Source organism: Mariniblastus fucicola (assembly GCF_008087665.1).
Taxonomy (GTDB): domain Bacteria; phylum Planctomycetota; class Planctomycetia; order Pirellulales; family Pirellulaceae; genus Mariniblastus; species Mariniblastus fucicola.
The window spans coordinates 1,873,588-1,897,762 of record NZ_CP042912.1 but is presented as its reverse complement, the minus strand read 5'-3'; the positions used below and the strand labels follow the sequence as shown (position 1 = coordinate 1,897,762).

Genomic DNA, 24,175 nt, shown 5'->3' with positions numbered 1-24,175 from the left:
AAAGGCGATTTCGACAGATCGCAGCGGACGCAATCGCCGCCTGGACCGCGTCACGGGACCCTAAAACACGACTCCTGATTTCAATATCACATTCGCATACGGTGTGCACTCGCCGGTACGAACGATGGCTTCGCTGGATTGAGTCAACTGCTTGAACTCCTCATGCGAAACTTTGGTAACCGCTGGTGACATGGAATGCGATTCGAACGATTCCATCATCTGAACGAAAACGGAATCGTTGTGCTCATGAATTTCAGTCGCAACGACGATTTCTTCCACCATCATTTCACTCAGCAACGCATCCAGCGTGCGCAGGAACGATGGATAACCGTTTTCGATGGCAAGATCGATTCGCTGCGGACCGGGCGGAATCGGCAACCCGGCATCGCATAACGTGATGGACGCGGTGTGACCAATGCGGCTGATGGCGTAACTGAGTTCGCTGTTGAGCAGTCGGGATCGTTTCATTTTCCGTGATCTAAACAGGAAAGAAAGCTGCGAGCCGCAAGGATATTGTTGCGGTGCGAGGAAATCTGCAGCAAGCCCTTGCCACACATACGTGCGTCAGGCTCGCCGCTTTCTTCCAGTCTTTGGACTAAGCCTTGTGCGGGATCACTTCAATTTTACAGCACTCGTCGAAGTTCGTGACCGTCCCGAACTGATCAACCAACTCATCCAGACCCAATCGATGCGTAATCAACGACGGGAAGTCAAACCGTTTTGACTGCTGTTGGAGAATCTTGAGCACTGGACGCCAATCGGTGCCGCAGTGGAACACCGAATGAATGTGCAGGTTCTTGGAACTGATGTGCCTCATCACATCGAGATTCACAGGCTTACCCATGTCCACCCAGTTACCGACTTCAATGACCGTGCCGCCTTTACGAACCATCTTCAGGGCTTCGATAAACGCTTCGGGCTCACCGGCACACTCGATCACCAAATCCGGACCGACACCGCCGTCTGTCATCTCCTTCACGCGAGCAATTCGCTCGTCGGTTGACATCCTGGACGCGTTCAACGTCACATCCGCATACAGGCCTTCGGCAATCCCAAGTCGCAGATCAGACAAATCCGTTGCGATCTTCAAACCCGCACCGTGAATGTCCGCCATAATGCCGTGCAGAATCCCCAACGGGCCGTTGCCCAAAACGGCGACTGACTGCCCAGGGCCAAAGCCTTCGTTGACCGGCGCGAACATGCTCGACGCCCGACCAAGCGAATGATAGGCAACCGCCATCTCTTCGACGAAGACCGCCACGTCGGTTGGCATCTCTTCGGGAACCTTGAACAGATGCGTGCCAGGCATGATGTACATGTACTCGGCAAAGCCACCGCGAAGATAAGGCTTGGTCTCGCAGTTCGGATGCAAGCCGTAAGCCTGAATCTGATTCAGGCAAGTCGTGTTGTTGTAATGCTTGCGGCAGTAGATGCAGTGGCCGCAATTGACTTCCACCGCAAGTGCGACACGATCACCGACTTCAAGTGGCTGCCGGTCGTAGTCCATGACTTTTGCCGCGTTGTCGCCGATCTCCATGATCGTGCCGATGACTTCGTGGCCACCAACGTACGGAAAGATCGACTTCCCGCGCAGCTCGGTGGCTTCTCCTTTGTAAATGTGGCGATCCGTGCCACAGATACCCGCCATGTCTACTTTGAGAATCGCCGAATCCTGATCCATCGTCGGATAGGGATAGGACCTCATTTCCGTCTGTCCCGGCGCCGTCATGGCGACCGCTCGCACGGTTTCTGGTTTGGTTGAGCTGCTGGCGGCAGTCGCTTTTTCCGTTTTGTCGAGGACGTTGCTCATGGCAATTTTCCCTGCAAAAGTCTGTGTTGTTCCAGTTCGCTGTCTGTTTTACAGCAGAGAAACGCATATTCTCCCTCGATTAAGGCATAAACTTGCACTATCCTGAGGTCATGGAGCAATTTGACACCCTACGACCCGACTTTGAGCCTTACGGTTTCACCTGCGAGATCTGGGAGCCGGTGCAGATGCCACGTCCCGATCAGCACGACGAGATCGAAGTCAACTTCCTCGATCGTGGTTCGCTGACCTATTTGATCGGAGGCCGGCGGGTGACGGTCGAGGCCAAAACGCTGTCTCTGTTCTGGGCAGCGGTGCCCCATCAGATCGTGGAGTTCCGCGATGTTGAGAACTATTACGTGATCACGATTCCGTTTGGCCGATTCCTGCAATGGGGATTGCCCGAGCACCTGCAGACGCAGTTGATCACCGGCAATGCGATTTGCAGCGATCGAAGCGAAGCCGTTTCTTCCCGCGACAGCGAACTGTTCGCTCAGTGGCATCACGATTTGACTCGCGATTCGGCCGACGTTCAGGAAATCGTGTTGCTGGAACTGAAAGCCCGCCTGCTTCGTCTGGCCAGATCGCAGCATAAACAAACCAGTGCACCGAACCGGGACGATGGCTTGGGGCGCACGTCGCCCAACCTCGAAAAGGCTGAACGCATGGCGTGCTTCATTGCCCGCAACTTTAAATCACGCCTGCTGATCAAGGACATTGCCGACAGCGTTGACTTGCATCCGGACTATGCAGCAACGCTGTTTCGAAAGACGTTCGGCACAACGCTAAACTCGCTGGTCACCCGACACCGCATCGCGGAAGCCCAGCGACTGCTGGTGACTCGCGATGACCAGATCGTAAACGTGGCCTTCGATTCAGGGTTTGAATCGCTCAGCCGATTCAACCGCGCCTTCAAAGAGTCCACCGGCATGACGCCAAGAGGCTTTCGCAAACACTGCCGACAGTAGCCAATGTAGAATTCGCTCCCGTTGAAACGGGCCAACCTGCGATTCGTCCCAGCCCAAATCCCTTTCGCCAATGCGAGACCGTGATGTCAGGACCTGAAAACGAGAAACTCGAATCCTTCTGGGACGCGATAACGAACGGTCTTGGCGAAACCGCCATCGCGATGCTTGAGGAAGACTCCACGCTGGCTGGCCGGAACTATCGGCCTGACAGTTTGCACACCGATGGCTTTCCTCTTTATCGCGCCGCAAACAGGCTGGATACCGATCTGGTGAAAGCTTTGCTCAACGCCGGCGCCGACCCGGACGCAAAGCTGGGCGTCGAAGAACCACGCGAGCGCGGGATGCCGCTGCTGAACGCTTTCCACGAATCCAATCGGCGCGGTTTGGACAACTACGACGTGGTGCATCTGATTCTGGATTACAACCCGTCGCTGGTTGCGTTTCCGTATTGTTCGACGCCGTTCGTCGACTGCACTTTCAACAATCTGTGGGACACGGAAGCCGACTATCAACCAGGCGAAACGTGGCGATACAAACGTGATTGCGACGCGGAAGTCGCCAAGCTTTTTCGCAAGGCCTTTGAGACCTACACGGCAGTTAAAAAAGCCGATGGCGAACCCGTTTCCAGCGATGATTTTCCCGAACTGAACTTACTGCAACGAGTCATTGAATTGGGCGGGCAGCCGTCACTGTTCACGCTTGTCCGCCACGAACAACACGCGTTGATTGCGGAACTGCTGCAGCATCATGCCAGCGATGCGGGACCGGTCAGCAACTGGCCGCGAGGAACCGTGCTTGACAACGTCAAAGGCGCTGCGACCTGGTGTGGCTATCCGAAATCGGTACGCGCCTGCATGGAGCTTTGCCCGGACCTTTACACGCCCGATTTTGCCCGGCATTCGATCGAAAACGCGATCACCAGCCACAACCGCGATGGTGACATTGATCAGTATTTTGCGCTGATCAAGTCCCAGCTGGAGTTCCTGAAATCAAAGGACGCCTTGAACGAAAAATATGACCGAGGCGATCCTTTCATTCCGCTCCACCTGGTCGCGGAGGACTTCATTCAGAAAAGCCACTACGGCTTCAAGTGCGAACGACTGGGCACCGAAGCCGACGCGATTCGGCTGGCGAAGCTGTTCATTGAGTATGGATTCGATCCGGATTCCAAAAGCCCCAAGACCAACAAGACCGTGTCCGAAACCGCAGCGGAACACGGGCTGGAACAACTCGCGGCGTTCCTTGCGCAGCAACGCTGAAGGCGGCGTCGGAATGCCCAGCCTCTCTGAGGGCGAATCACACTGAGAATCAGGTCCGGATTGAGGCGTTTGGCCATCAGAAATCCCGCTGCGATCAATGGCGCGCGTTCGGAGCTTGCGCCACGGAAGCCACCGGACTCCCGACCCCTGAATTGATCAGGTTGTATCGACGTTACCGGCGGTAAGGGCCAAAATTTCTGGGAGCGGAAAGTTTGGGAACTTTGACACCACATAGCGGCCAATCGCAACCCAACGTTTTATTGCCCACGAAACCGGTTTCTCAGCCAAGTTGCGTCCACCAACTCGGCCCCTTCCTTTTTCATGGAGAACGTCTGCAATGAACGCAGCAACCTACTTCCGTACTCTCAGCCTCTCACCTTTCACGCTGATTCTCGTCACTGTTTTCGCCTCGCCAACGCGCGCCGACAACCTGCTTGGCGGACTTGAAACCTATTCGACTGATTTTGTCGACGTGACCAATCAGCCTCTGGTCGGCAATTGGACAAAAATCGACAGCCCCAACCCCGTTGTGACCCAAGGCGAACTGGTTACCGCTGGTGCGTTCGGTAGTGCTGCTCCCAAAGAAGGTAATGTGCTGCTGGACTTGCGAACTGAAAGCCAATACGCATCCGGTGGAGACGGAGCCGACTACCGATACGAACTGAGCGCTGCGGACACCAGCGGTATCGATCCAAAATCGAATGCCGACGGAACATTGAACCTGAGTTACTGGATCTGTCCGGACACTTGGAGCAATGACTTTTCGTTTTTCTATCCAGAGGGGATCTACCAACGCACCAACCTACTCAATGGAACCGGAGAAATTCTGGCCAGTATTGGCATGTATTCGCTTGGCAACCAAAATGCTCCGCGTGTCGACTACAGTGTGGACGGGGTGAATTGGCAAAGCACGAACTTGCAAGCCAGCAATAGCACCTGGACCCGAGTCACCTTGACACTGGACATGCAAAACAAAACATCAGCGATTGGATTCACCGACGCAAACGAAAACACATTTTCATCGACCGAGATGGCATGGAACGCGGAAATCAGTGACACGACAGTCCAATACTTGCACCTTCAGATGGATGACGGCGCTGGTAAAAGCTTCTTCGATGACTTTCAGTTTACCGCCACAAGCATCGCTTCGGTTCCAGAACCATCTACCGGAGCAGCGCTGCTGTTGCTTCTGGTCGCCGGGGCTTGTCGCCGCAGGCCTGAAAAATAGAGGCCACATTGCGTGAGTCGAAGTTGCCGATGGTACAGCTGCTCAACCGTTTTCATTCCGCCAGCCGCAACACGTAGCAGGCTGCATCCTGCGAGCGCGCCGCCAACCGAGCCTGAATTGCATCAGCAAACGGATACGTCGATGAAGCAACGACCTGCTTGCAAAGAGCAGAGCAGTTGATGTGTTCGGCCAAAGTAGTTCAGGAAGACACCGCTTGGAGGTAGACCTGCTCCAACTAGCCCCGGTTGCTCAATGGCGATCAGCCGAGGCAACGCTAGCCGCGGTTCCAAACCACTCTACGACCGAGGCCAGGGCGCTTCAGTTAATCGATTCTGACGACTTGCGACCATTGCGGCAACCCTTTAGTTTGCAGTCTTGCGAACCGCGACACTGCCATTCTCATTTTCGATCCGCAGCGGAACGCCACCGCCATTGATCTCGCCAAATTGATACTCGTCGACGTTCTTTTTGACTTTGGAGAGGATCGATTCAGGACCGTCTTGTTCCTCGATGGAAACGATATCGAAGCTCGTGCGGAAGGAACCTGTTCCGGATGAGATCGCAGTGGTTGCTGCGATGCCTTCGGGCAAGGTCAGGTCAATTGCTCCGTTGTAGGACTCAAAGTCCAGCTTTGCAGTATCGATAACCTCGAGAAAGCTGACTGTCAGGTTACCGTTGCGACTGAATGCAGTTGCTGAGCCAGAAATGTCGAGCAAACGGATATCGCTGTGCTCACTGTGGGCGTGAATCGACCCGGACACATTCTTTGCTTCAATGTAACCGTCGCGGTAGGCGTCCAGGGACAAGTCGATCTCGCGTGGAACTCTAATGCGAAGGTTTAGTGCGTAATCCTGATTGTAGGTATCAAACTTGATAGAGTTATTCTCGCGGTCAACATCAAGGTCGTAAGTTGGCGAGAAGAGTGTCTTCATTTCGGGATCGTCGCCGTCGAATGTTCGAAATTTCGGCGGAGTCATCAGGATATCGACAACGACTTCCTTGCCGTCGTAGCCTTCTACTTCGATAGAGCCACGATTGATATCAACAATGAGTTTTCCTTTTTCGTTTGGGTTGGGAAGGAACAGCTTCAACGTTTTGAAAACACCTGGGGACTTTGGCAAAACTGAGTCACCAGTGACCTCTTGTTCGTTTCCTTGACCAGAATCAAGGACACTTTCAGGAGCTGACCCGTCCCTGGTTTGCTGCAGCAGCCACTTATAGAACTCGTTTCGCGTGTAAAGTTCGGTCCAGGCGTCGTGATGATCGCGACGAGGAGCGGTGAGCACAAAACGCTGGTTCAGATAGTCGGTTTTGCTGACGTCGGGATCGTGGACAACCAGGAACTTTTCGTCACTGAGGTCTTCGATCTTTTCGATGGCTGCCTTCGTTTCGCCGTAGTTGCCGTCGCCGGTGTTGCAGGCGATCCAAACCGACGTCTCAGCGATCGGTTCGAAGCTATCAACGAAATCGGTGCTGCCGGCAACAGGAACTACTGCGGCGAAGGTCTCAGGCATCTTCGACGCAAGGCCCCAGGTTCCATGACCGCCGCGGCTCAGGCCCGTCAGGTACACGCGATCGGTGTCGCCGCGATATTGATCGGCAACGGTGTCGATGATGTACTGGATCGTTTCTGCGTGATCCGAGTACTGACCTTTCTTGATGTGCGGAGCAACAATGATGAAGGAATCGAGCAACAATCTGTTTCGCTCGTTCGACAGGTCGCTTTCATCGCGAACCAGACGCGACAGGCCCCAGTTGTTGACGCTGTCAATCGTTTTGCCGACGTTCCATGATCCTCCCAGCGAAATCAGCACGGGATATTTGTCTTCGTTGCCATCGAACGAAACCGGCAAGTAGACCGAATACCCATCCATGTCGCCATCACGATCCAAGGCGACGTTGGTGATCTTTCCGGCTCCAGGAACGGCGGAAAATTTTTCACGAGCGGCGAGGAAGTTGTAGCGAGTGTTGCTGCTCAGTCCTCCGCTTCCGCCAAGACCATCAGGAACGCCGCTTCCTCCGAGACTTTCGTCACTAAAGCTGGCTCCTTCCTCAAGTTCCAGAACCGCGAAGTTGAATTCGCCGCTATCGACCTTGGCGTGGACAACTTGACCGCCGCCATTGAGTTTTCGATCATACAAGGGATCTGTCATGCCAATCTCATCCGAAGATTCTTCAAATCCTTCGAGGCCACGTTCAGTCGTGCGAACGGTTGCTGCCACTTTGCTGCTGATCAACATGTTTAGCTCACCGCCGGTTGTACCGAAGCGACAGCCGGCTGCAGGTGATTTGTCGAGTCGAACTTCTACGTCGCCATCGAGTGCAAAGCCAGCGACCTTGCCAAGTACGTTTTGGACTTTGATGTCGCCACCAGAAGTTTGAGCGTAGATTTCACCTTCGCATTCACCGATCCACACGTTGCCTCCGGAGAGACGAAGCTGTGATGATTCGCCGATATTGGCTGCGTAGACATCTGCGTTGACGCCTTCGACGTCAGCACCGCCCTGGCAACCGGCCGTGATGTCGACGCATCCGCCGCGACCGACGACTTTCAGGTTACCCTTGGTGTGGCCAATCCTGGTGGCTCCAAACCCGGTGTTGGTGGTCACGTCGCCGTCGAGTTCTCCGATCGTGATGTCGCCCGATTTGAGTTTGACGTTGGCGTTGTACTTTGGTGGAATCGCGATGCGGTAGACGATACGGTCGACTGATTCAGGGCGATCCTCTTCCTCTGATCCGCAAGTGAGTTCGAATCCATCGTCGCTAACAGACATTCGAGGCTTGTAGTTATCGAAAATCTTCTTGGCTTTTCCCAATGAGGCCGCTTCGACTCGTCGCATCATGGTGACCGTGACTGAACCATCGTTGTCGGCAGGGCGAACAAGCACGTTGGCTTGATCGATGTCCAGCTTGAGCGTTCCGTCAGAGTCAACGTCGAAGCTCTTCTCCCATTTCTGGTCGTAGGTGACCAGCGCGTCGGTACTCCAGTCGGATTCGTGTTTGGTCCAGATGATTTCGGCGCCGTTTTTGGTTGTCGTCTCGACGACCGTAGCGGAGTCATCCTCCTTGCCATCGCTATCGAATTGAGCAATGAGCGGAGCGTTGTTGGATGGGGAGAAGAGAGAGGTTACTTTGTCGCCGACGCCGGGGATGAAGGCGGCGGTGAGGAGGACGATACCTCCCAATGCGGCAACGGTTTGTAGTACCGGCTTTAGCCGGATCCGAAGCTGTGAGCGACGAGGCGCTAGCCGTCGGTCCGTTGCGCTAGAGTACCGGCGGCTAGCGCCTTGCCGCTCACCCATTGGAGCAACCTTGTTCTCGACATCGCGCCACTCGCGAGTGGGCTTGATCGTCTGCGTTGGGTTCTGCAGATAGGCCAGCTCTAGAGCCAACAAAGATGAAAGTTCGTCCGCAGTTTGAAAACGCTTGTTCGGCTCCTTCGCGATCAGACGATCGATGAAGTCGCACATCCACTGTTCGATCTTTGGATTGACTTCGCGGATCGGACGCGGGTTCGTGTTGCAGACTCGATGGATGACGCCAACGATCGTTTCGGCGCGGAACGGCGGCCGAGCAGTACAAGCGGCGTACATCAAACTGCCCAAGCTGAACAAATCTGATCGGGCATCGATCGCTTCGCCACGAGCCTGTTCGGGCGACATGTACTGTGGCGTGCCCGCGATCATTCCACTTCGAGTCATTGAAGCGTCGTCGGCGACGCGGGCCAACCCAAAATCCGTCACCATGGCGCGTTCGATGGTGTTCTCCAGGATCACGTTGGCCGGTTTGATATCACGGTGCACGATGCCGACTTTGTGAGCGGCGGCAAGCCCCTTGGCGACCTGCAAACCAACCCGAGCGACCTCTTCGGTTTCAATGGGGCCGTCTTTGTCGAGCCGCTGCAGCAGCGAAAGGCCCGGGACGTATTGCATCACGATGTAGGGCAAGCCACGGAACTGATCGACAGCGTGGATCGGCACGATGTTGGGGTGTACGACCGAAGCGACAGCCCGGCCTTCGCGTTCAAATCGTTTGCGGGCAGCTCCGTTGGACGAGTAAACCGGCGAAAGGACCTTGATGGCGACGTAGCGATTGAGGCTCGGTTCGAAGGCTTTGAGTACGATTCCCGTGCTGCCCTGTCCGATGAAGCCGCAGATCTCGTAGTTGCCAAGACGACCCAGCATGCGTGGGTCGTCGGTGGGAGCAAGAAACTCGATCAGCGTTTGGCGTCGCGTATAGGTTTCTGTTTCAGTGGAGATGTCGGAGGAGAGAGAAACGTGTCGTTTGAGGCTTTCCCACATCGTCTGATCGGCAGCGACGCGTTCGAGTTGCTGTTGGCAGCTGGGACAGTCGTCGAGGTGTTGCTGAATGGAGGCTTCTTCAGATTCCGAAAGTTGCTCGCCGAGATAGTTGGCAAGAACTTCTTTTTCGAAACAGGTTTTGGGTTGATGATTGGGCATTGGTTATTCCTTGAGTGTCTGGATTGGGGCTCTTGGTTTCATGAAGCGTTCAGTACAAACCCGAAGCGCAAGCGAGTGGTTTAGCCGCAAGATTGCATCACGTTCCCGTATCGAACCGTTTGTGTTGTCCCGACGCGCAGACGAACCACTCGCTTGCGCTTCGGGCTTGTATTGCGTGCAAAAAACTCACTCCAACGACATCTCAAACTCTTCACCCATCACCGCAATCACATTGCGAATCCGAGCGACGACTCGGCACTTGGCGGTGTACACCGTGCCGACTGACACGCCTAACGCTTCAGCGACTTGTTCCGCCTTTTGACCTTCAAGAGCCGTCATGCGGAACGACAACCAGGTGTTTTCACGAACTTCGTTCTTCACCTGACTGGAAGCCCAATCCAATAGCGCGCGCTGGTACTCTGTCTCGAACGACTGATCTTGGGGATCGTTCGGCCCGGGAACTTCCGCCAGCATGCGACCGACTTGCGTGTCACCGGAAGCCGTCACCTTTTTGGCTTTCCGTTTCACTTCATCGATCGCGATGTTTCTGGCAACGCGAAACAGCCATCCGCGGAAACTGCCTTTGCTGGAATCGGAATCCCAGTCTGGAAGTTTCTTCATCACAGCCGTCAGCACGTCCTGAAGTACATCCCGAGCATCCGCATCCTGAAGGCCTTTCGCGCGGCAGAAGCCGTACAGGGCACTTTCATAAATTGACAGAAACTCCGGCCAGGCATTCTGGCTTTCATTTCCCAGCCGCAGTAAAAGGCTGGCTCGAGTTTGCGGAATTTCGTTCATGGCACCAACTATTCGATGGGTTCCATGGTAACTCTTCCGCGAGACGGAAACCTTACACGGCAGAACGATTTTTAATGGGAAAGCCGCTAATTCATTGACTGCGAACCTACTTGTCCCGCTCGAGAAAAGCCGCCATGCGAATTGGTCAACTTATTCGGTGGTTGGCAGAATGAAACACGCTGCTTCCTGTGAATTGCGAACGTACAGGCGATCGCCAATTACAACCGGATGGTTCCAGGTTCGACCTTCCAACGCCTGGAACTTTGACAACTCCTGCCATGATGATGGATCGGCTTTGAGTAGCGCCAGTTTGCCATCCTCAGCCGCGACCAGCAGTAGCCCCGCGTTTTGCAAAAGTAGAACCTGTCCTTTGCCGTAGCGTCCGCCTTTCCATTTTCGCTTGCCATTCGACATGTCAACGCACAGAAAAACTCCGCCGTCAAAACCGTAAGCGTGATCTTCGTAGATTACGAAATCGTTGAAGTCCGGCTTGAGTCGTTTGGCCGTCCAGACTTCCGTTGCCGTCAGCGGCGCAGATTCGGAACCTTCGCGAACCGAAGCCAACTCGATCCGACGTGTACCAAGCTCCTGAGTCGGCAACAGCATCGAACCGTCGTCGAGCACATGAGGCTGAGTCGCGCGATATCCTCCGAACGGCCATTCGTAATCCAGCAGCATGTCGCCTGTTGCTGGATTGATCAAATGTACGCCGTCGTTGGTCAGCATGGCCACGCTTTCGCGATCGCCAAACTTTACAATCTGCGGCGTGGCGTAAGAATGGTTTCCGGATTTGGCCGACCAAACCAGTTCACCTGTTTCGGCGTCGAAACCCAGAGTTCCTTTTCCGTCGGCGCCGCCCGCGTAGGCCACCACGATATCGCCGACGACCAGCGGAGAAGAAGAAAATCCCCACTGAGGAGGCTCTCGATCTGCAAGCTCCTTGAGATCTTTCGTCCAAATCAACTCGCCTGTTTTCGGGTCCAGTCGCTGTAAGTCACCCATCGCGGATTGAGCGAACAGCATACCGTTCGCGATCGTTGGCGTGGCTCGAGGACCAGGCCCGCCAAGCGGATCGAAAAACCTCTCATTGATATGCTGTTTCCAGATCTCTTTTCCGGAATCGGCCGCGTAGCAAACAACCGTTTCTTGCTCGCCATGTTGCTCTTGCGTGAACAGCAGATTGCCAGCGACAGCAAACGAAGACCAACCCGGCCCCACCGGGATCTTCCAGTCGAGCTTTAGCGGATTCGCTTTCCAGTCCGTGGCGATGTCCGGCCCGGGATATCGACCATCTCCGTTGGGACCACGAAAGCCGGGCCATTCAGGTTCAGACAACCATTCCTCAAATTGTTCGTCTGTGAAAGTTTCGGCTTCGCCACTTGTAGCACTGCGCTGAGCCATCATTTTCTCTTCCGGGGTCTCGTTCCAACGCCAGTCGAGTCCCAATTGGCCGCTGCCCCACATGCCGTCGTTTCGGAACAGGGCGATGGATGAAAAACCAATCAGCGTCGCGAGAAGCATCACGATAGTTCGCTTCATCGAGAGAACATTTTTCATCAGGATGGCAACGATCCCAAAAGCCAACATGCCGATCGGGATGCCGATCAGAATTTGCCCGGGACCACGCATAGTCGGATCGATCAAAAAGTGAACTGCCACGCCGGCGGCAACTACACCGAAGAAGCCCAAGGCTTTCTCCGACGCCGACGCACGACTAAACGTCACCCACCAGATGAGCACCAGCAACCCCAGTACCAAGGGCCCCAAAATCAGCGTGATCATGACAGCCATAGCGTCCATTTGCACGAAAAAGGACGCGATTTTCAATGCCGCGATCAGCAACACCAAAACAATCGCCGGCCATACTCGCAACGGCTTGAACTTTCCGTTGCGCTTTTCCGTTAGACTCCCTGAGTCCAGCTTTTCATCTTCCACAGTCGTCATCCCTGGTTTTTCAAGTCATTATGGACATTCAGTACGCTCAACTCAATTGATCGCAGAAAGTTTCAAGAAACTACCGCCAACGCATATCAAAATCACCCAACGCCAGTTTGTGCCGTCGCTCAACTTGGCTTAGTCTGAGCCGAATTCGTCTGGGCAGCGTGGCCTGACTGGGCCGAAGCTTCGCGCGGTACGGATGGTTTCGACTTTGCAATCTTTGTTCCATCTTCAAACTGAAACATGGCAAGAATCGACTAGTGTTTGTCAGCCCTCTGCGATCAATACCATTTCAAGTTTCAATCGGCGAATGTCATTGGGAACATTTAGTCGCGCAGCGCTCAAATTTCGGCGCGAGACTGGTATTCTTCTCTACCGTCGCTTTTTGCATCATATCGAACTGGAGCGTCTCTCGCCTTTCGGCGAAAGTCCAAAGCGAACAGCAGTCGCCATGGGTCGTTCAATCATGGAACTCGGCCACTGGCTTGGCGCAAGAGTCGGTCCCGGCGATCACGGCAACCAATGATGGCTACTTGTGGTTGGGAACACGATCGAGCTTAAATCGTTTTGATGGCGTCAAGTTCACTGACTACGGTTTAAATGATGGTTTGCCGGCGCTGGGTCTGTCCGTGTTGGAAAATGACAATGCTGGTGGAGTTTGGATTGGCACAGGTGGCTCCGGCCTATTGCATTGGCCGCCCGGCGAAGTCGCTCAGATGACGACCAAAGAAGGCTTGCTGGGCAACGACGTCTACAGCCTCGCTTCAGATTCTCCTGACAGTGTCTGGATCGGGACTTCAAAAGGCCTGCAGCATTGGACTCCTCTGGGATTGGAGGAAATACAACTGTCGCCAGAACAGAGCACGGACGACGAACCGGGTTACAACACAATTCGCGCCCTCGCCATTGGACCGGAATCTGAAGTCTGGTGTTCCGCACACAATCAGGGCCTGTTCCGAATTGTTGGAAACCACAGCGAAAAAGTTTCGCTTCCTGAGAAGTACTCCAATGCGGAAGCAACGGCTTTGTTGGTCGATCGGCAAGGCGTACTGTGGGCTCCAATTGGCAACGGAATCGTTTTGCGTCGCGAGAATGAAACGTGGAGCGAACTAGAAAAAGAAGACGGCGTTCCTTTCAACATCGTCACCAGAATAGCCGAGTCAGCTGATGGCACAATTTGGCTGGGCTCACATTCAACCGGCCTGTACGCGTGGCGAAACGGACGCTTTGATTCGGTCGCCGGAGTTGGATCTTCCATTCGATCGATGTGTGTCGATGCCAACGATGTGTTATGGGTTGGCACCGAGTCTCAAGGACTGTTTCGTGTTGCAAAGTCGCGAGTTGAGTTTTTCGAAGTTGGCACAGGCACGAAAGTCGGCGTGCTGAAGGGGCTCGCGGAAGAATCTGACGGAACGATCTGGGCTGCGACAGTGGGAGGAAGTTTGCACCGTGGACCGCTGAGCGACCTGCAACCAGTGGACGACATTCCCGATGTCAGCATGTACCCCTCGGTTCGAGCCGGCTTGCGAGATGATCGAGGTTTCATCTGGTTTGCGTGTCCGCAGTTCGTCGTTCGTCGAGACTCGCCGGGCAGCGAGTCGAGAATCTTCCGCACGCCTGACGCCAATCTGACGTCAATTGTCATTCGATCCGACGGAACGCTATTTGTTGGCGGGAGAGATGGCAAGCTAAGACGATTTGTCAGCTCGAGCTTTGTGACGGCAGCCAGTATGGATTTCGGTTCCCCGATCAATTGTCTTGCAGGTCAACCAGATGGTCACTTATGGATCGGGACAGCAGGCAACGGCATTTTTCGCTGGCGAGAAGACGGATCGAAGCACTTTACAACAGACCAGGGATTGCCTGTCAAAATGGTGAATTCGATTTTGGCTGATGCGGCCGGAACGACGTGGATCGGAACCCACGGCGGTGGACTTGCATGGCTTGATACGGAAGGCACGATCCATGGCTTTGACGAACGTGACGGATTGCCAAGCACCGTGGTGAGTTCAATTGTTGAAAACGGCAAGGACGAACTTTGGCTTGGCACAGCCCATGGAATCGTTCGCCTGCTAAAGTCCGAGTTGCATCGTTGGGCCCAAGACAAAAGTCAAACTCCCACCGTTTTCACACTCAACCGGGATGACGGCATGCCGAGCGCCGACTGCACATCTGGCTATTCGCCGGCAGGTTTGCGTACTCAAGATGGCTTACTGTTGTTCTCTACTCCCCGGCATATTGTCGCGGTCAATCCTACAGATTTCTCGTTTCAATCTGACCAACCTCATATTCGAATTGAATCGATGAGGGTTGGTGATCAGACACATGAGGCTCCTTTTCCAAAGGACATCGAGCCGGGTTCAACGCCGATACAGTTTGATTTTACGGCACTCAAAACGGAACGCCCGAAGGGGACAAGATTCAGCTATCGCCTGAGAGGAGCGAGTGATCAATGGCGAGAAATTGGCAATCGTCGTGAGGTGCAATTCGATGGTCTGGCTCCTGGTGACTATCAATTTGAGGTGAGGTCATCCAACAATCTGGGTTCGTGGGGCTTGCCTTCCGAAACGGTGAACTTTCACGTATCGCACTTCTACTGGCAGACGCGGTGGTTCCAGCTTTTGATGTTAAGCCTCGCTTTCGTAGTCGTTGCTGCGGTCTCGGCGACCTTGGCACGAAATCGTTCGATGTTGCGGCGAGAAAAAATGGAGTCATCGAAGGCACACGAGAACGCGGCCGTTTATCAGAGCCAAACCGTTCATCTCTCTCGCGTCGCAACACTGGAGAAACTATCGACGTCTTTCGCACATGAGCTTAGCCAACCCTTATCAGCGATCTTGACCAATGCCGAATCGGCGCGTCGACTGACTCAGCGTGATCCCGTCGACCGCGCCGAGTTACTCGAAACGCTGAACGACATTGTCATTGACGACCAACGGGCCAGTGAGATTGTTCAGCACATGAGAACCCTGTTGAAGAAACACCCGCGGACGCGCGAACGGCTGGACTATCAGGCTGTTATCGCAATGGCTGTCAAAGCCGTGACAGCCGAATTGAAATCCCAATCGATTGATCTGGTGTTTCGCCCCAGTCCTCCTACGATCCTCGGTATGGGCGACAGTGTTCAACTGGAACAGGTCCTAATCAACCTTATTCTTAACGCCGCCCACGCGATCGGTGAAGCAAAGTCTGAGTCAAGGCTTGTGACGGTCATCAGCGAACAACTGGGTTCAGAATTACTGATTACCGTAGCCGATTCCGGGCCAGGGATTTCTCCGGACCGGGCAGAAGAAGTCTTCAAGCCATTTTACTCGACTCGGGAAGACGGATTGGGAATCGGGCTTTCTCTTTGCCGCGCGATCGTACAGGCTCATGACGGACGTATTTGGACTCAGCCAAATCAACCTTGCGGAGCCAAGTTTATGATTTCCATTCCGCCTTCCATTCCGCTCGACGGAGAGTCTCAATGAACGATTTGAGTCTGGAGCCGGTCGTGTATTTGGTTGACGACGACCTATCGGTGTTGCGTGCGAATCGGCGTTTGCTGCGCGTCGAAGGTTGGAGTGTTCGAGAGTTCAATTCGGCCGACGAGTTTCTTGAGATCGCTACTGCTGAACTGCTGGGCTGTCTGATTCTCGACTATGCCATGCCGGACCGATCTGGATTGCAGTTGCTCCAGGAGTTGCGCAATCGAGGTTTCAGAATACCTGCGATCATGCTAACAGCGCACGCGGATTGGCCGCTGGCTGTATCAGCGATGAAGCAGGGGGCAATCGACTTTCTGGCCAAGCCTTGCCCACCAGATGTTTTGCTGTCCAGCGTTCGTGCCGCCGTGGATCGTCAGCTGCGAACGTATCAGGACGATCTTGAGACGATTCAATTCCGAGACCGCTTAAAGTCGCTAACTCCACGCGAGCACGAAGTGATAAAGTTAGTTTCAACTGGAATGTTAAACAAACAGGTGGCGACGGAGCTTGGAATCGTTGAGAAAACAGTGAAGGTGCACCGAGGGCGAGTGATGCGAAAGCTCGAACTTTCCAGCGTCGCCGAGATGGTGCAATCCCTTAATCGGCTGCGGCAATTCGAAGACGCAGACTTGTCAGAACTGCGATAACAGAGCGTTCAGCCGCTCATGCCGGGCATCCAACGGGAACCCCAAGCGTACCGGTCCATTGCCGTATGAGACCAAAGTCCAATACCCATCTGCCTGCCGTGAGCTACCATCCGCGTAGTCACGCGAGGGATCTTTCTTTTTCCCCTGACGTTGCCTGTCCAGCTACGCCTTTGAACCATCACCCTGACAGGAAGCAAAAACATGAAAATTTTTGACAAGCCATTCTATCTGCTCGCCGCGATCGCCATTGTCGTCGCGTCGTCCGTTTCGAGTCTTTCGGCTCAGTTGAGCGAGAGTGTTCCGGAACTCAGCAGTCGCGATGGCGCCGCCTATACTTTGTACCTGAATCCAGCTGGATTCGCGTTTGATGGACTTTGGGGGTCAAGTGACCCGGGGACCAACCTTGGATTGGACAACGCGGCGCCTACAGATACGTTCACGGCAGATCAGCAAGACACGATTCGGTCGATTTGGGCTCAGACAGCAAATCAGTTTTGGTCGTTCGATGTCAACGTTACGACAATCGACCCGGCGGTTGCTGCCGGGCAGGCAGCGAACGATGCACAGCGGCAATCCTATTATGATTCTCAAGCCCGAATGATGCACACGATCATCGGACCTCCGGGAAATGCTGGCTGGCAAGGATCGGCTGACGGTATTGCTAACCTCGGTGTCATTGATTCCGTTGCCACAAACAACGGTGACCACACCAATTTCATGTTCTCTCAGGATGTCGATTACGGAAGTGCGATATCAAACGGAACGTACATTGGTAGTATCGTCTCTCACGAAGTCGGCCACACGTTCGGACTGCAACATCAAGGAGACTATGATGGCGGCACGCTAGTCAACGAGTACGGTAACGGCGATGACTCGTCAGGCTCTGGCAGCTACGTTGGAATCATGGGTAACGCCAGCGATCGGCAGCGAGTCACCTGGCGTGCGGGATCGACTCACAACGATTTCGGCAATGCCGTCGAACAGGATGATGTCGATGTCATCATGTTGAACAGCGGAATGAGTTTTATTGACAGCGGCATTGGCGACACGTTTGCTACTGCGACAGCCATTCCACTTTCGGGCGATGAAGTTGATACGTCTGGCAATCTGCACAGGGGCATCATCAATCCGATTGAGGTCGGAAGTGGTTTTGATCGGTACGATCCGATGGGCTCTGAGAACTACACGTCTGATTTCTTTACGTTCATGAGCGATGGAACGAATTCAATCTCACTAACGGTGAACAACGGAAACGACCTGTTGACCGCCGGCGTTGCTGATAACGGCGCCATCCTTCGCAGCCAACTTGAGATATACAATTACGATCAGACGCTGGTCGCGACAGGCATCGAAGCAGCGGACACGCTCTCGGTTAATTTTTCTGGCCTGCTGTCATCCGGCGAATACTACGCCGTGATCAGCAGCTATGGTGGGCACGACGAAGTGACGGCATCGTTCGACGGTGCTCAGTATTACGACATGGGAGGCTACTTCCTCACCGGATCTGGCTTTGGCATCGCAGCCGTCCCAGAACCGGCCGCCGGAACGCTTCTGTTGATGTTCGTCGTTTCTGGGCAGCTACGTCGTCGGCGCTGCATGTGAGAATCCAACACCAAAGCGATTTATGACTTCAGCAACTACAAAGTTGTAGATCGCTTTCACCAAAAGATCTCTTGCTGGCCCCCGAATCATTCGGGGGCTTTTTTGTAATCCATTCCAACGCCGCAACGCTACTGTAGCTTGGACGCTCGCCTGTCATTCCGCGAAACGTCGATATTTCTTATGGACTCAGTCAGCGTTATGAGCGAATCAATCAGCCCATGAAAATCTGGGTCGCCCACCACGCACCACCGGATTTCACAATACCGATGCCGACTTCCTGATAGTTGCTGTTAAGCAAGTTGCTGTTGTGCGCCGAACTGCTCTGCCACAAACTCAGGAAGTAGTTGGCGATTTGGACGTCCGATTGCCCGGTGTCGCTTACCATCGCCACGTTTTCGCCTACAGCCGATCGATCACCGACGTAGAGAGACGCCCTGTCACTTTCTGTTGAGTGACTTAATGTTCCCGCGCTTGCCATCTGCAAAGACCAGTTGTAGGCAAAATCTGCGAGGTCGGACGGTTTGGAAACGAAACCAACGGAACTGGAAACGCGGTAGCCGTTGAGGCTTGAGAAGTTCGTTTCATCGACCGTTAAATAGTAAGCCTGGTCAGCTGAGATCGTTCGATCTGCGAACTGCACCCAAGTCGCGTTGCTGACGAGTTCGTTTTGGATACGAGTCTCCGCAGTGCCTCCGTTGTTCGTCACGTGAACATCAGTTGGAACATAGCTCTGCGAGTAAACGATGGTATCGCTTCCGTCTCCAACATTGTAATAATCGACGCCGCCTCGTCCGTCGAAGGTATCATCACCGTCGGCGCCAGTCATATAGTCTCCTTTTTCGCCGCCGGTCAGCGTGTCGTCACCGGCTTGGCCGTGCATTCGGTTTTCGCCCGAACCACCCACCATAATGTCGTCGCCGTCTCCTCCATAGAAAATATTCAAACCAGTCGAACCGTAGAACTCGTCGTCACCTCCGTGCCCCATCGCCAGATCACCCTCGTCGAAACTTCCGCCCTCCACACCACCGGTTCCCGTGTACAGAATGTCGTCGCCGCCGAGTGCGTAGATCTTGTCAGCGCCCGCATCACCGTAGATTTCGTCGGCGTCCTCGCTTCCGTAAATCGTGTCGTCACCGGCCCCGCCATAGATCGTGTTGGTTCCGGCGGTGCCAAAGATTCGGTCCTCGCCGTCTCCTCCTTCGAGCGTATCGTTGCCGTCGGCCCCAACAATTCGATCGTCTCCATCGAGCCCCTGGATCGTGTCATTGCCGGCTCCTCCGACAAGATTGTCGTCTCCGCCACCTCCGGTCAGTGTGTCGTTACCCAGATGCCCGTACATGCTTGAATCAAGATCGGACAAATTCGTGAAGGTATCGTTTCCGTCGTAGCCAATGAAGATAATATCCGTCACGTCGTCGCTGGCGCCCGAGTAAGATTGGCCGTCAATCTGCGCGACGACGTTGTCACCAGAGACACTGACCTGGCCGACGTTGGCTCCGCTGTCTCCAGCGATGTACAGGATTCCGCTGTCGGGGTTGTGGTAGATGGCGGCCAACAGGTTTTTGGCTTCGAGCTGCTGGTATGACTGGAAACGTGACTTTGACTTGATGCGACGATTCATGAGATTGCTTCTTTTCCTTGGGGTCATCGATTTGCGGCAAGCATGTTGTTTCTATCTATCGGAGCAAATTCGATGCCCGACCGTTCCGCGACGGGCAATCGCAATTTTGTCCAACCAGCAAACTTACCTTTCTTCAATCTGCAACTTGTGGCGAAAGTCCACAACCAAACCAAGAAACCGTTTTCGGCCTTACTTTGGCCTACGAAACCCGACAAATTTGATCTTCTGCCGGCGGCCGGGCCTTACCCCAAAAATTGCCCGGTTATGGACACTGAACAGGCGGCAACCTGTGCAGGTGTCCCACAGACGACCACTTCGCCGCCCGCGTCACCACCGTCGGGACCAAGATCGATAATCCAGTCAGCCGACTTGAGCACGTCCAGATTGTGCTCGATCACGACGACCGAATGTCCCTGATCGACAAGTTTCTGCAGCACCGTCAGCAAGTCTCTGACGTCGGCGAAGTGCAATCCTCGCGTCGGCTCGTCCAGCAGATAAAGCGTGTGCCCTTCAGAGGATCGAGCCAGTTCTTTGGCCAATTTCAGCCGCTGGGCTTCACCACCGGAGAGCGTGTTAGCGGGCTGGCCGAGCTTGAGATAGCCGAGCCCGACTGAGAGCATCACGTCGAGAATCCGAGTCAGTTTGGCGAAGTTTTCGAATCGTTCACGTGCCTGAGCCACATTCAGGTCCAGCACATCGGCGATCGAGAGCGTCCCGAATTTGGCTTGCAAAGTTTGCACGTTGAAGCGACGGCCTTTGCAGGTTTCGCATTCGACAAACAGGTCCGGCATGAAATCCATTTTAACGCGCCGGACTCCATGGCCTTTGCAATCGTCACAACGCCCGGCTTTCGAGTTGAAGCTAAACCGCCCAATTCCGTAACCACGTTGTTTCGCAACTCGCGTGGCCGAAAAGATTTTGCGAAACAAATCCCACAGGCCACAAAACGTCGCTGGACAACTTTTGGAACTGCGGCCGATCGGCGCCTGATCGATCAGGATGGCTTTGTCGATCTGTTCCAATCCCTCGATCGAATCAAAGGTCTCAGGTCGCTTGCCGAAGAAACCAAAATGGTCCTGAATCGCGGGAGCCAGCGTGCGATTGATCAACGTGCTTTTTCCCGAACCGCTGACTCCGGAAACGCAAACAAATCGATGCAACGGAATGAAAACGTCAACCGATTTCAAGTTGAACCCGGAGGCGCCGCGAATCGAAATGACTTTCTTCGAATCAACTTCACGCTGCGGAAACGACGCAAACTGCTCTTTGCCGCTGAGAAACGCGCCAGTCAGGCTGGCAGCATCGGCGGCGGCAACCTGTTCGGGCAAACCTGTGGCGACGACTTCTCCGCCAAGGTCTCCGGCGCCGGGACCGACATCGATCAAGTGGTCTGCATTTTCGATGATCGTTTCGTCATGCTCAACGACGATCAGCGAATTGCCGTTTTCTTTCAGTGTTCGCAGAGAGTTCAGTAAACGCTCACTGTCGCGGGCGTGCAAGCCAACGCTGGGTTCGTCGAGCACGTAGCAAACGTTGGCCAAGCCGGATCCGATCGAAGCCCCCATGCGTACGCGTTGAAGTTCTCCACCGCTTAGCGAATCGGCGCCGCGACCGAGCGACAGGTAGTGCACGCCGACTTCGACCAGATAGTCCAGCCGTTTTTGAATCTCTGCGACCAGCGTTTCAGCCGCCAGTTTTTTTTCTGGCGTCGATTCGTCGAGTCTGGCAGCGCGAAACCAGGCTGCCGCATTGCCAAGCGACATGTTGAGTACTTCTGCAATTGAATTTCCTGCAAACCGAACGGCGTTGGCTTGTAGATTCAACCGCGAACCGTGACACGCCGGGCAGGGCAGGGGACGCTCCAGCGAAGCAAGCTCTTCATAGCGTTCATCGTCATCGGTCGTTGCCAGTTCGCGGTGCAGCAGCACAAAAATGCCAGGCGATTCCTTGTCGGTTGATTCCAACAACCGTCGCAAAGAATCAGCACTCAGATCCGACATCGGCCGGTCACGATCGAAGCCGACTTTCTCCAACAGCGGCTGCAATTCTTTCAGCGTGGACTTGAGCTTCGCGGCTGAGAAACTGCTCCACGGCAACACGGCGCCTTCACTGAGCGAACGCGTCCGATCGATAACTCGTTCGGTATCAAAACGCAGTTGCAAACCGAGCCCCTGGCATTCCGGACAGGCGCCTTGCGGGCTATTGAAGCTGAACAGGCGTGGACTAATTTCCGAACAGGCGATGCCGCATTTTGCACAAGCGTAACGCGTGCTGTATCGCAGAGTTTGCCAGCGGACCGGATCGCTGCGAATCGAAGCATCGGCTTCGAGGTCGCCCGGAGTCACGTAGCGAACGAGGATGTTGCCCTGACCGAGTTCCGAAGCCGAATCGATGGCTTTGAGTAGCCGTTCCCGAAAATTGTCACGCACAATAATGCGATCGACAACGGCTGCGAATTCATATTGCCGTTGCGGATCAAGCGGCGGCGTCTCTTCGATGTCGAAGATCGCTCCATCGATCGAGATGCGCAGCAACCTTTCACGGCGGACCATTTCGATAGCTCTCGCGAGCTCCATGCCATCGTCGACCAACGGCGCCAGCACCATCATGCGAGTCGCTTCCGGGAAGGCTTCGATCGCGTCGCAAATATCGATCTCAGTCGCTTGCTCAATCGCATCGCCGCATTGCACGCAGTGGACCGTTCCCGCTTGTGCGAACAGGACTCTGAGAAAGTCATGAACTTCAGTCAGCGTCCCGACGGTGCTGCGCGGGCTGCCCCCGGAGTTCTGCTGTTTGGAGCAAACCGTTGGCGGCAAATTTACGATGCGATCGACATCGGCTCGAGGCAGTTGATCAAAGTACTGCCGCGAGTGGATCGATTGGCACTCCAGGAACTGTCGCTGTCCTTCGGCGAAGATGGTGTCGATCGCCAGAGAGCTTTTTCCGCTGCCGCTGCGACCGGTGATCACCACCAACTGATTCTGTGGAATCGAAACGTCGACGTTTTTCAGGCAGTGCGTACGAGCACCGATGACTTCGATCTGATCGAACTCAGGCATAGGTTCGACAATCCATGAAGTAAAAAACTTTCGCGTCTGTGCGTTTTTCCCGCACACGGTTCTGGCGAAACTGACTCGCGCTTGGGCGCGACGGCGCAAAAGATCCGTTCCGATCACCGCTCATGCTTTCATGCCCTGAATCGTCAGCACCAATCTTCTCGAACCACCCCGATTGCGATGTTCGCACAGGTAGATGCCTTGCCATGTCCCGAGTGCCAATCGACCGTCGCGGATTGGAATCTGCAGCTGACAACCGAAGAAAGATGCCTTTACGTGCGCGGGCATATCGTCGGGGCCTTCGCAAGTGTGAACAAAGGGCATGTTCTCGGGACAAATCAAATTCGCCGCAGTCTCCATATCGACGCGAACATCGGGATCGGCGTTTTCATTAATTGTCAAACTCGCCGAAGTGTGCTGGATGAACACCTGTAACATGCCGACGCCGAACTCGCTCAATTCCGGCAACGCATCTACAACGTGTCGCGTGATTAAATGGAAGCCGCGAGGATAGGACGGAAGTGAAATTTGAGTTTGATGCAACTGTGTCATAGATCGCTTCTATCATTGGCCCGAAGAAATATTTTGCGGACAGGATACAGACGCAACGCCGGTCACGAAAGCTGACTGAGGCAAGAGATTACCCGTTCGTCGGGACGCACGCCGTGTTTTCGATTCAGGTGAAAAGCCCGCCAGCCGAATCGTCCCGGAGCCACATAGTCGTTCTCGAAGTCGTCTCCGATCATGATCACTTCGTCGGAATCTTTGATCCCGAACAATGTCGCGACCGTTTCATAAAACCGCGGGTCTGGCTTGCGAAAGCCGACTTCAGCGGAACAGTAGACGGCGTCGGCGAGCGCGAGAGTCGGGTGCTTTGCCACGATGTCAAGCAACCGGGAATCAAAATTTGAGGCTACCACGATTCGGTCTCCGTTGGCGTGCAATCGCGACCAGCATTCCTCAACGTCGTCGTACAATTGCCAATTCTCGGCCATCGCAAAATGTAACCAGAGCTGTTCGAAAAGCTCGTCAACTCGATCGAGGTCCTCAAATACGTCCGATATCAGGTCGCGCCAAAGCATACGCTCAATCTCATCGCTCGACGGTAGCGAACCGGGGTGAGTTTGCGACGCGACGACGTACGTTCCGAATCTTTGCCGGCGAGCGATGCGAAAACGTTTCTTGACGTCCTGCTTCGAAAGTTCACTACCGTGACGTTGACCGGCTAAAAAATATGCCGACACGACGTCAGGCATGGGCCTGAGAATGGTGTGGACGGCATCGAAAACAAAAATACGTGACATGAGCCTGATTTTACGCGCAG

15 protein-coding genes are annotated in these 24,175 nt (G+C 54.4%); 6 read left to right on the top strand and 9 right to left on the bottom strand.

Going from position 1 to position 24,175, the window contains the following annotated elements; translation table 11 throughout:
* Positions 1-60 precede the first annotated feature (60 nt).
* A complete protein-coding gene (gene rbsD, locus MFFC18_RS06970) occupies positions 61-468 on the bottom strand; it encodes a D-ribose pyranase (RefSeq protein WP_075083222.1) in 408 nt (135 codons plus the stop codon).
* Between the two features lie 127 nt (positions 469-595).
* Positions 596-1,810: a zinc-dependent alcohol dehydrogenase gene (locus MFFC18_RS06965; RefSeq protein WP_084416930.1), complete on the bottom strand. Its 1,215-nt coding sequence runs from the start codon at positions 1,808-1,810 to the stop codon at positions 596-598.
* 92 nt (positions 1,811-1,902) lie between these two features.
* Between MFFC18_RS06965 and MFFC18_RS06960 the strand changes: the two genes are divergently transcribed.
* From MFFC18_RS06960 to MFFC18_RS06950, 3 genes are all read left to right on the top strand, one after another.
* Positions 1,903-2,775, top strand: coding sequence for a helix-turn-helix domain-containing protein (locus MFFC18_RS06960; RefSeq protein ID WP_238381198.1), 873 nt, complete (start codon positions 1,903-1,905; stop codon positions 2,773-2,775).
* Between the two features lie 83 nt (positions 2,776-2,858).
* Positions 2,859-4,034 (top strand): ankyrin repeat domain-containing protein, encoded by a 1,176-nt coding sequence (locus tag MFFC18_RS06955; RefSeq protein ID WP_075083220.1) that lies wholly within the window; start codon positions 2,859-2,861, stop codon positions 4,032-4,034.
* Between the two features lie 337 nt (positions 4,035-4,371).
* Positions 4,372-5,262, top strand: a complete 891-nt coding sequence (locus tag MFFC18_RS06950) for a PEP-CTERM sorting domain-containing protein (protein WP_075083219.1) — start codon at positions 4,372-4,374, stop codon at positions 5,260-5,262.
* A gap of 362 nt (positions 5,263-5,624) precedes the next feature.
* Here the strand turns inward: MFFC18_RS06950 and MFFC18_RS06945 are convergent, their stop codons facing one another.
* From MFFC18_RS06945 to MFFC18_RS06935, 3 genes are all read right to left on the bottom strand, one after another.
* Positions 5,625-9,722 carry a protein kinase domain-containing protein gene (locus MFFC18_RS06945; RefSeq protein ID WP_075083218.1) on the bottom strand — a complete coding sequence of 1,366 codons (4,098 nt, stop codon included), beginning with the start codon at positions 9,720-9,722 and terminating at the stop codon, positions 5,625-5,627.
* A gap of 186 nt (positions 9,723-9,908) precedes the next feature.
* On the bottom strand, positions 9,909-10,520 hold the full coding sequence (locus MFFC18_RS06940) for an RNA polymerase sigma factor (RefSeq protein ID WP_075083217.1): 612 nt from the start codon (positions 10,518-10,520) through the stop codon (positions 9,909-9,911).
* A gap of 150 nt (positions 10,521-10,670) precedes the next feature.
* The gene (locus MFFC18_RS06935) at positions 10,671-12,464 is read right to left on the bottom strand and encodes an outer membrane protein assembly factor BamB family protein (protein WP_075083216.1); all 1,794 of its coding nucleotides are present in this window, start codon (positions 12,462-12,464) and stop codon (positions 10,671-10,673) included.
* A 479-nt stretch (positions 12,465-12,943) separates the two neighbouring features.
* Between MFFC18_RS06935 and MFFC18_RS06930 the strand changes: the two genes are divergently transcribed.
* From MFFC18_RS06930 to MFFC18_RS06920, 3 genes are all read left to right on the top strand, one after another.
* Complete coding sequence (locus tag MFFC18_RS06930) at positions 12,944-15,928, top strand: sensor histidine kinase (RefSeq protein ID WP_075083214.1); 2,985 nt, start codon at positions 12,944-12,946, stop codon at positions 15,926-15,928.
* On the top strand, positions 15,925-16,572 hold the full coding sequence (locus tag MFFC18_RS06925; RefSeq protein ID WP_075083213.1) for a response regulator transcription factor: 648 nt from the start codon (positions 15,925-15,927) through the stop codon (positions 16,570-16,572). The genes MFFC18_RS06930 and MFFC18_RS06925 overlap by 4 nt, the downstream gene beginning before the upstream one ends.
* A 201-nt stretch (positions 16,573-16,773) precedes the next feature.
* Positions 16,774-18,174, top strand: a complete 1,401-nt coding sequence (locus MFFC18_RS06920) for a reprolysin-like metallopeptidase (protein WP_075083212.1) — start codon at positions 16,774-16,776, stop codon at positions 18,172-18,174.
* A 211-nt stretch (positions 18,175-18,385) separates the two neighbouring features.
* On the opposite strand, the gene MFFC18_RS06915 is transcribed toward MFFC18_RS06920, so the two are convergent.
* From MFFC18_RS06915 to MFFC18_RS06900, 4 genes are all read right to left on the bottom strand, one after another.
* The gene (locus tag MFFC18_RS06915) at positions 18,386-19,795 is read right to left on the bottom strand and encodes a CAP domain-containing protein (protein ID WP_075083211.1); all 1,410 of its coding nucleotides are present in this window, start codon (positions 19,793-19,795) and stop codon (positions 18,386-18,388) included.
* Positions 19,796-20,037: 242 nt separating this feature from the next.
* Complete coding sequence (gene uvrA, locus MFFC18_RS06910) at positions 20,038-22,854, bottom strand: excinuclease ABC subunit UvrA (RefSeq protein WP_075083210.1); 2,817 nt, start codon at positions 22,852-22,854, stop codon at positions 20,038-20,040.
* Positions 22,855-22,974: 120 nt separating this feature from the next.
* Positions 22,975-23,403 (bottom strand): secondary thiamine-phosphate synthase enzyme YjbQ, encoded by a 429-nt coding sequence (locus tag MFFC18_RS06905; RefSeq protein ID WP_075083209.1) that lies wholly within the window; start codon positions 23,401-23,403, stop codon positions 22,975-22,977.
* 62 nt (positions 23,404-23,465) lie between these two features.
* On the bottom strand, positions 23,466-24,155 hold the full coding sequence (locus tag MFFC18_RS06900) for an HAD-IA family hydrolase (protein WP_075083208.1): 690 nt from the start codon (positions 24,153-24,155) through the stop codon (positions 23,466-23,468).
* Between the last annotated feature and the right edge of the window lie 20 nt (positions 24,156-24,175).

Bases quoted from the DNA above. Each gene is read 5' to 3' on its own strand.
- uvrA (WP_075083210.1), bottom strand. From the start codon at position 22,854: ATGCCTGAGTTCGATCAGATCGAAGTCATCGGTGCTCGTACGCACTGC.
- MFFC18_RS06900 (WP_075083208.1), bottom strand. From the start codon at position 24,155: ATGTCACGTATTTTTGTTTTCGATGCCGTCCACACCATTCTCAGGCCC.
- MFFC18_RS06950 (WP_075083219.1), top strand. From the start codon at position 4,372: ATGAACGCAGCAACCTACTTCCGTACTCTCAGCCTCTCACCTTTCACG.
- MFFC18_RS06940 (WP_075083217.1), bottom strand. From the start codon at position 10,520: ATGAACGAAATTCCGCAAACTCGAGCCAGCCTTTTACTGCGGCTGGGA.
- MFFC18_RS06925 (WP_075083213.1), top strand. From the start codon at position 15,925: ATGAACGATTTGAGTCTGGAGCCGGTCGTGTATTTGGTTGACGACGAC.
- MFFC18_RS06905 (WP_075083209.1), bottom strand. From the start codon at position 23,403: ATGACACAGTTGCATCAAACTCAAATTTCACTTCCGTCCTATCCTCGC.
- rbsD (WP_075083222.1), bottom strand. From the start codon at position 468: ATGAAACGATCCCGACTGCTCAACAGCGAACTCAGTTACGCCATCAGC.
- MFFC18_RS06920 (WP_075083212.1), top strand. From the start codon at position 16,774: ATGAAAATTTTTGACAAGCCATTCTATCTGCTCGCCGCGATCGCCATT.
- MFFC18_RS06915 (WP_075083211.1), bottom strand. From the start codon at position 19,795: ATGAATCGTCGCATCAAGTCAAAGTCACGTTTCCAGTCATACCAGCAG.
- MFFC18_RS06945 (WP_075083218.1), bottom strand. From the start codon at position 9,722: ATGCCCAATCATCAACCCAAAACCTGTTTCGAAAAAGAAGTTCTTGCC.
- MFFC18_RS06955 (WP_075083220.1), top strand. From the start codon at position 2,859: ATGTCAGGACCTGAAAACGAGAAACTCGAATCCTTCTGGGACGCGATA.
- MFFC18_RS06935 (WP_075083216.1), bottom strand. From the start codon at position 12,464: ATGACGACTGTGGAAGATGAAAAGCTGGACTCAGGGAGTCTAACGGAA.
- MFFC18_RS06965 (WP_084416930.1), bottom strand. From the start codon at position 1,810: ATGAGCAACGTCCTCGACAAAACGGAAAAAGCGACTGCCGCCAGCAGC.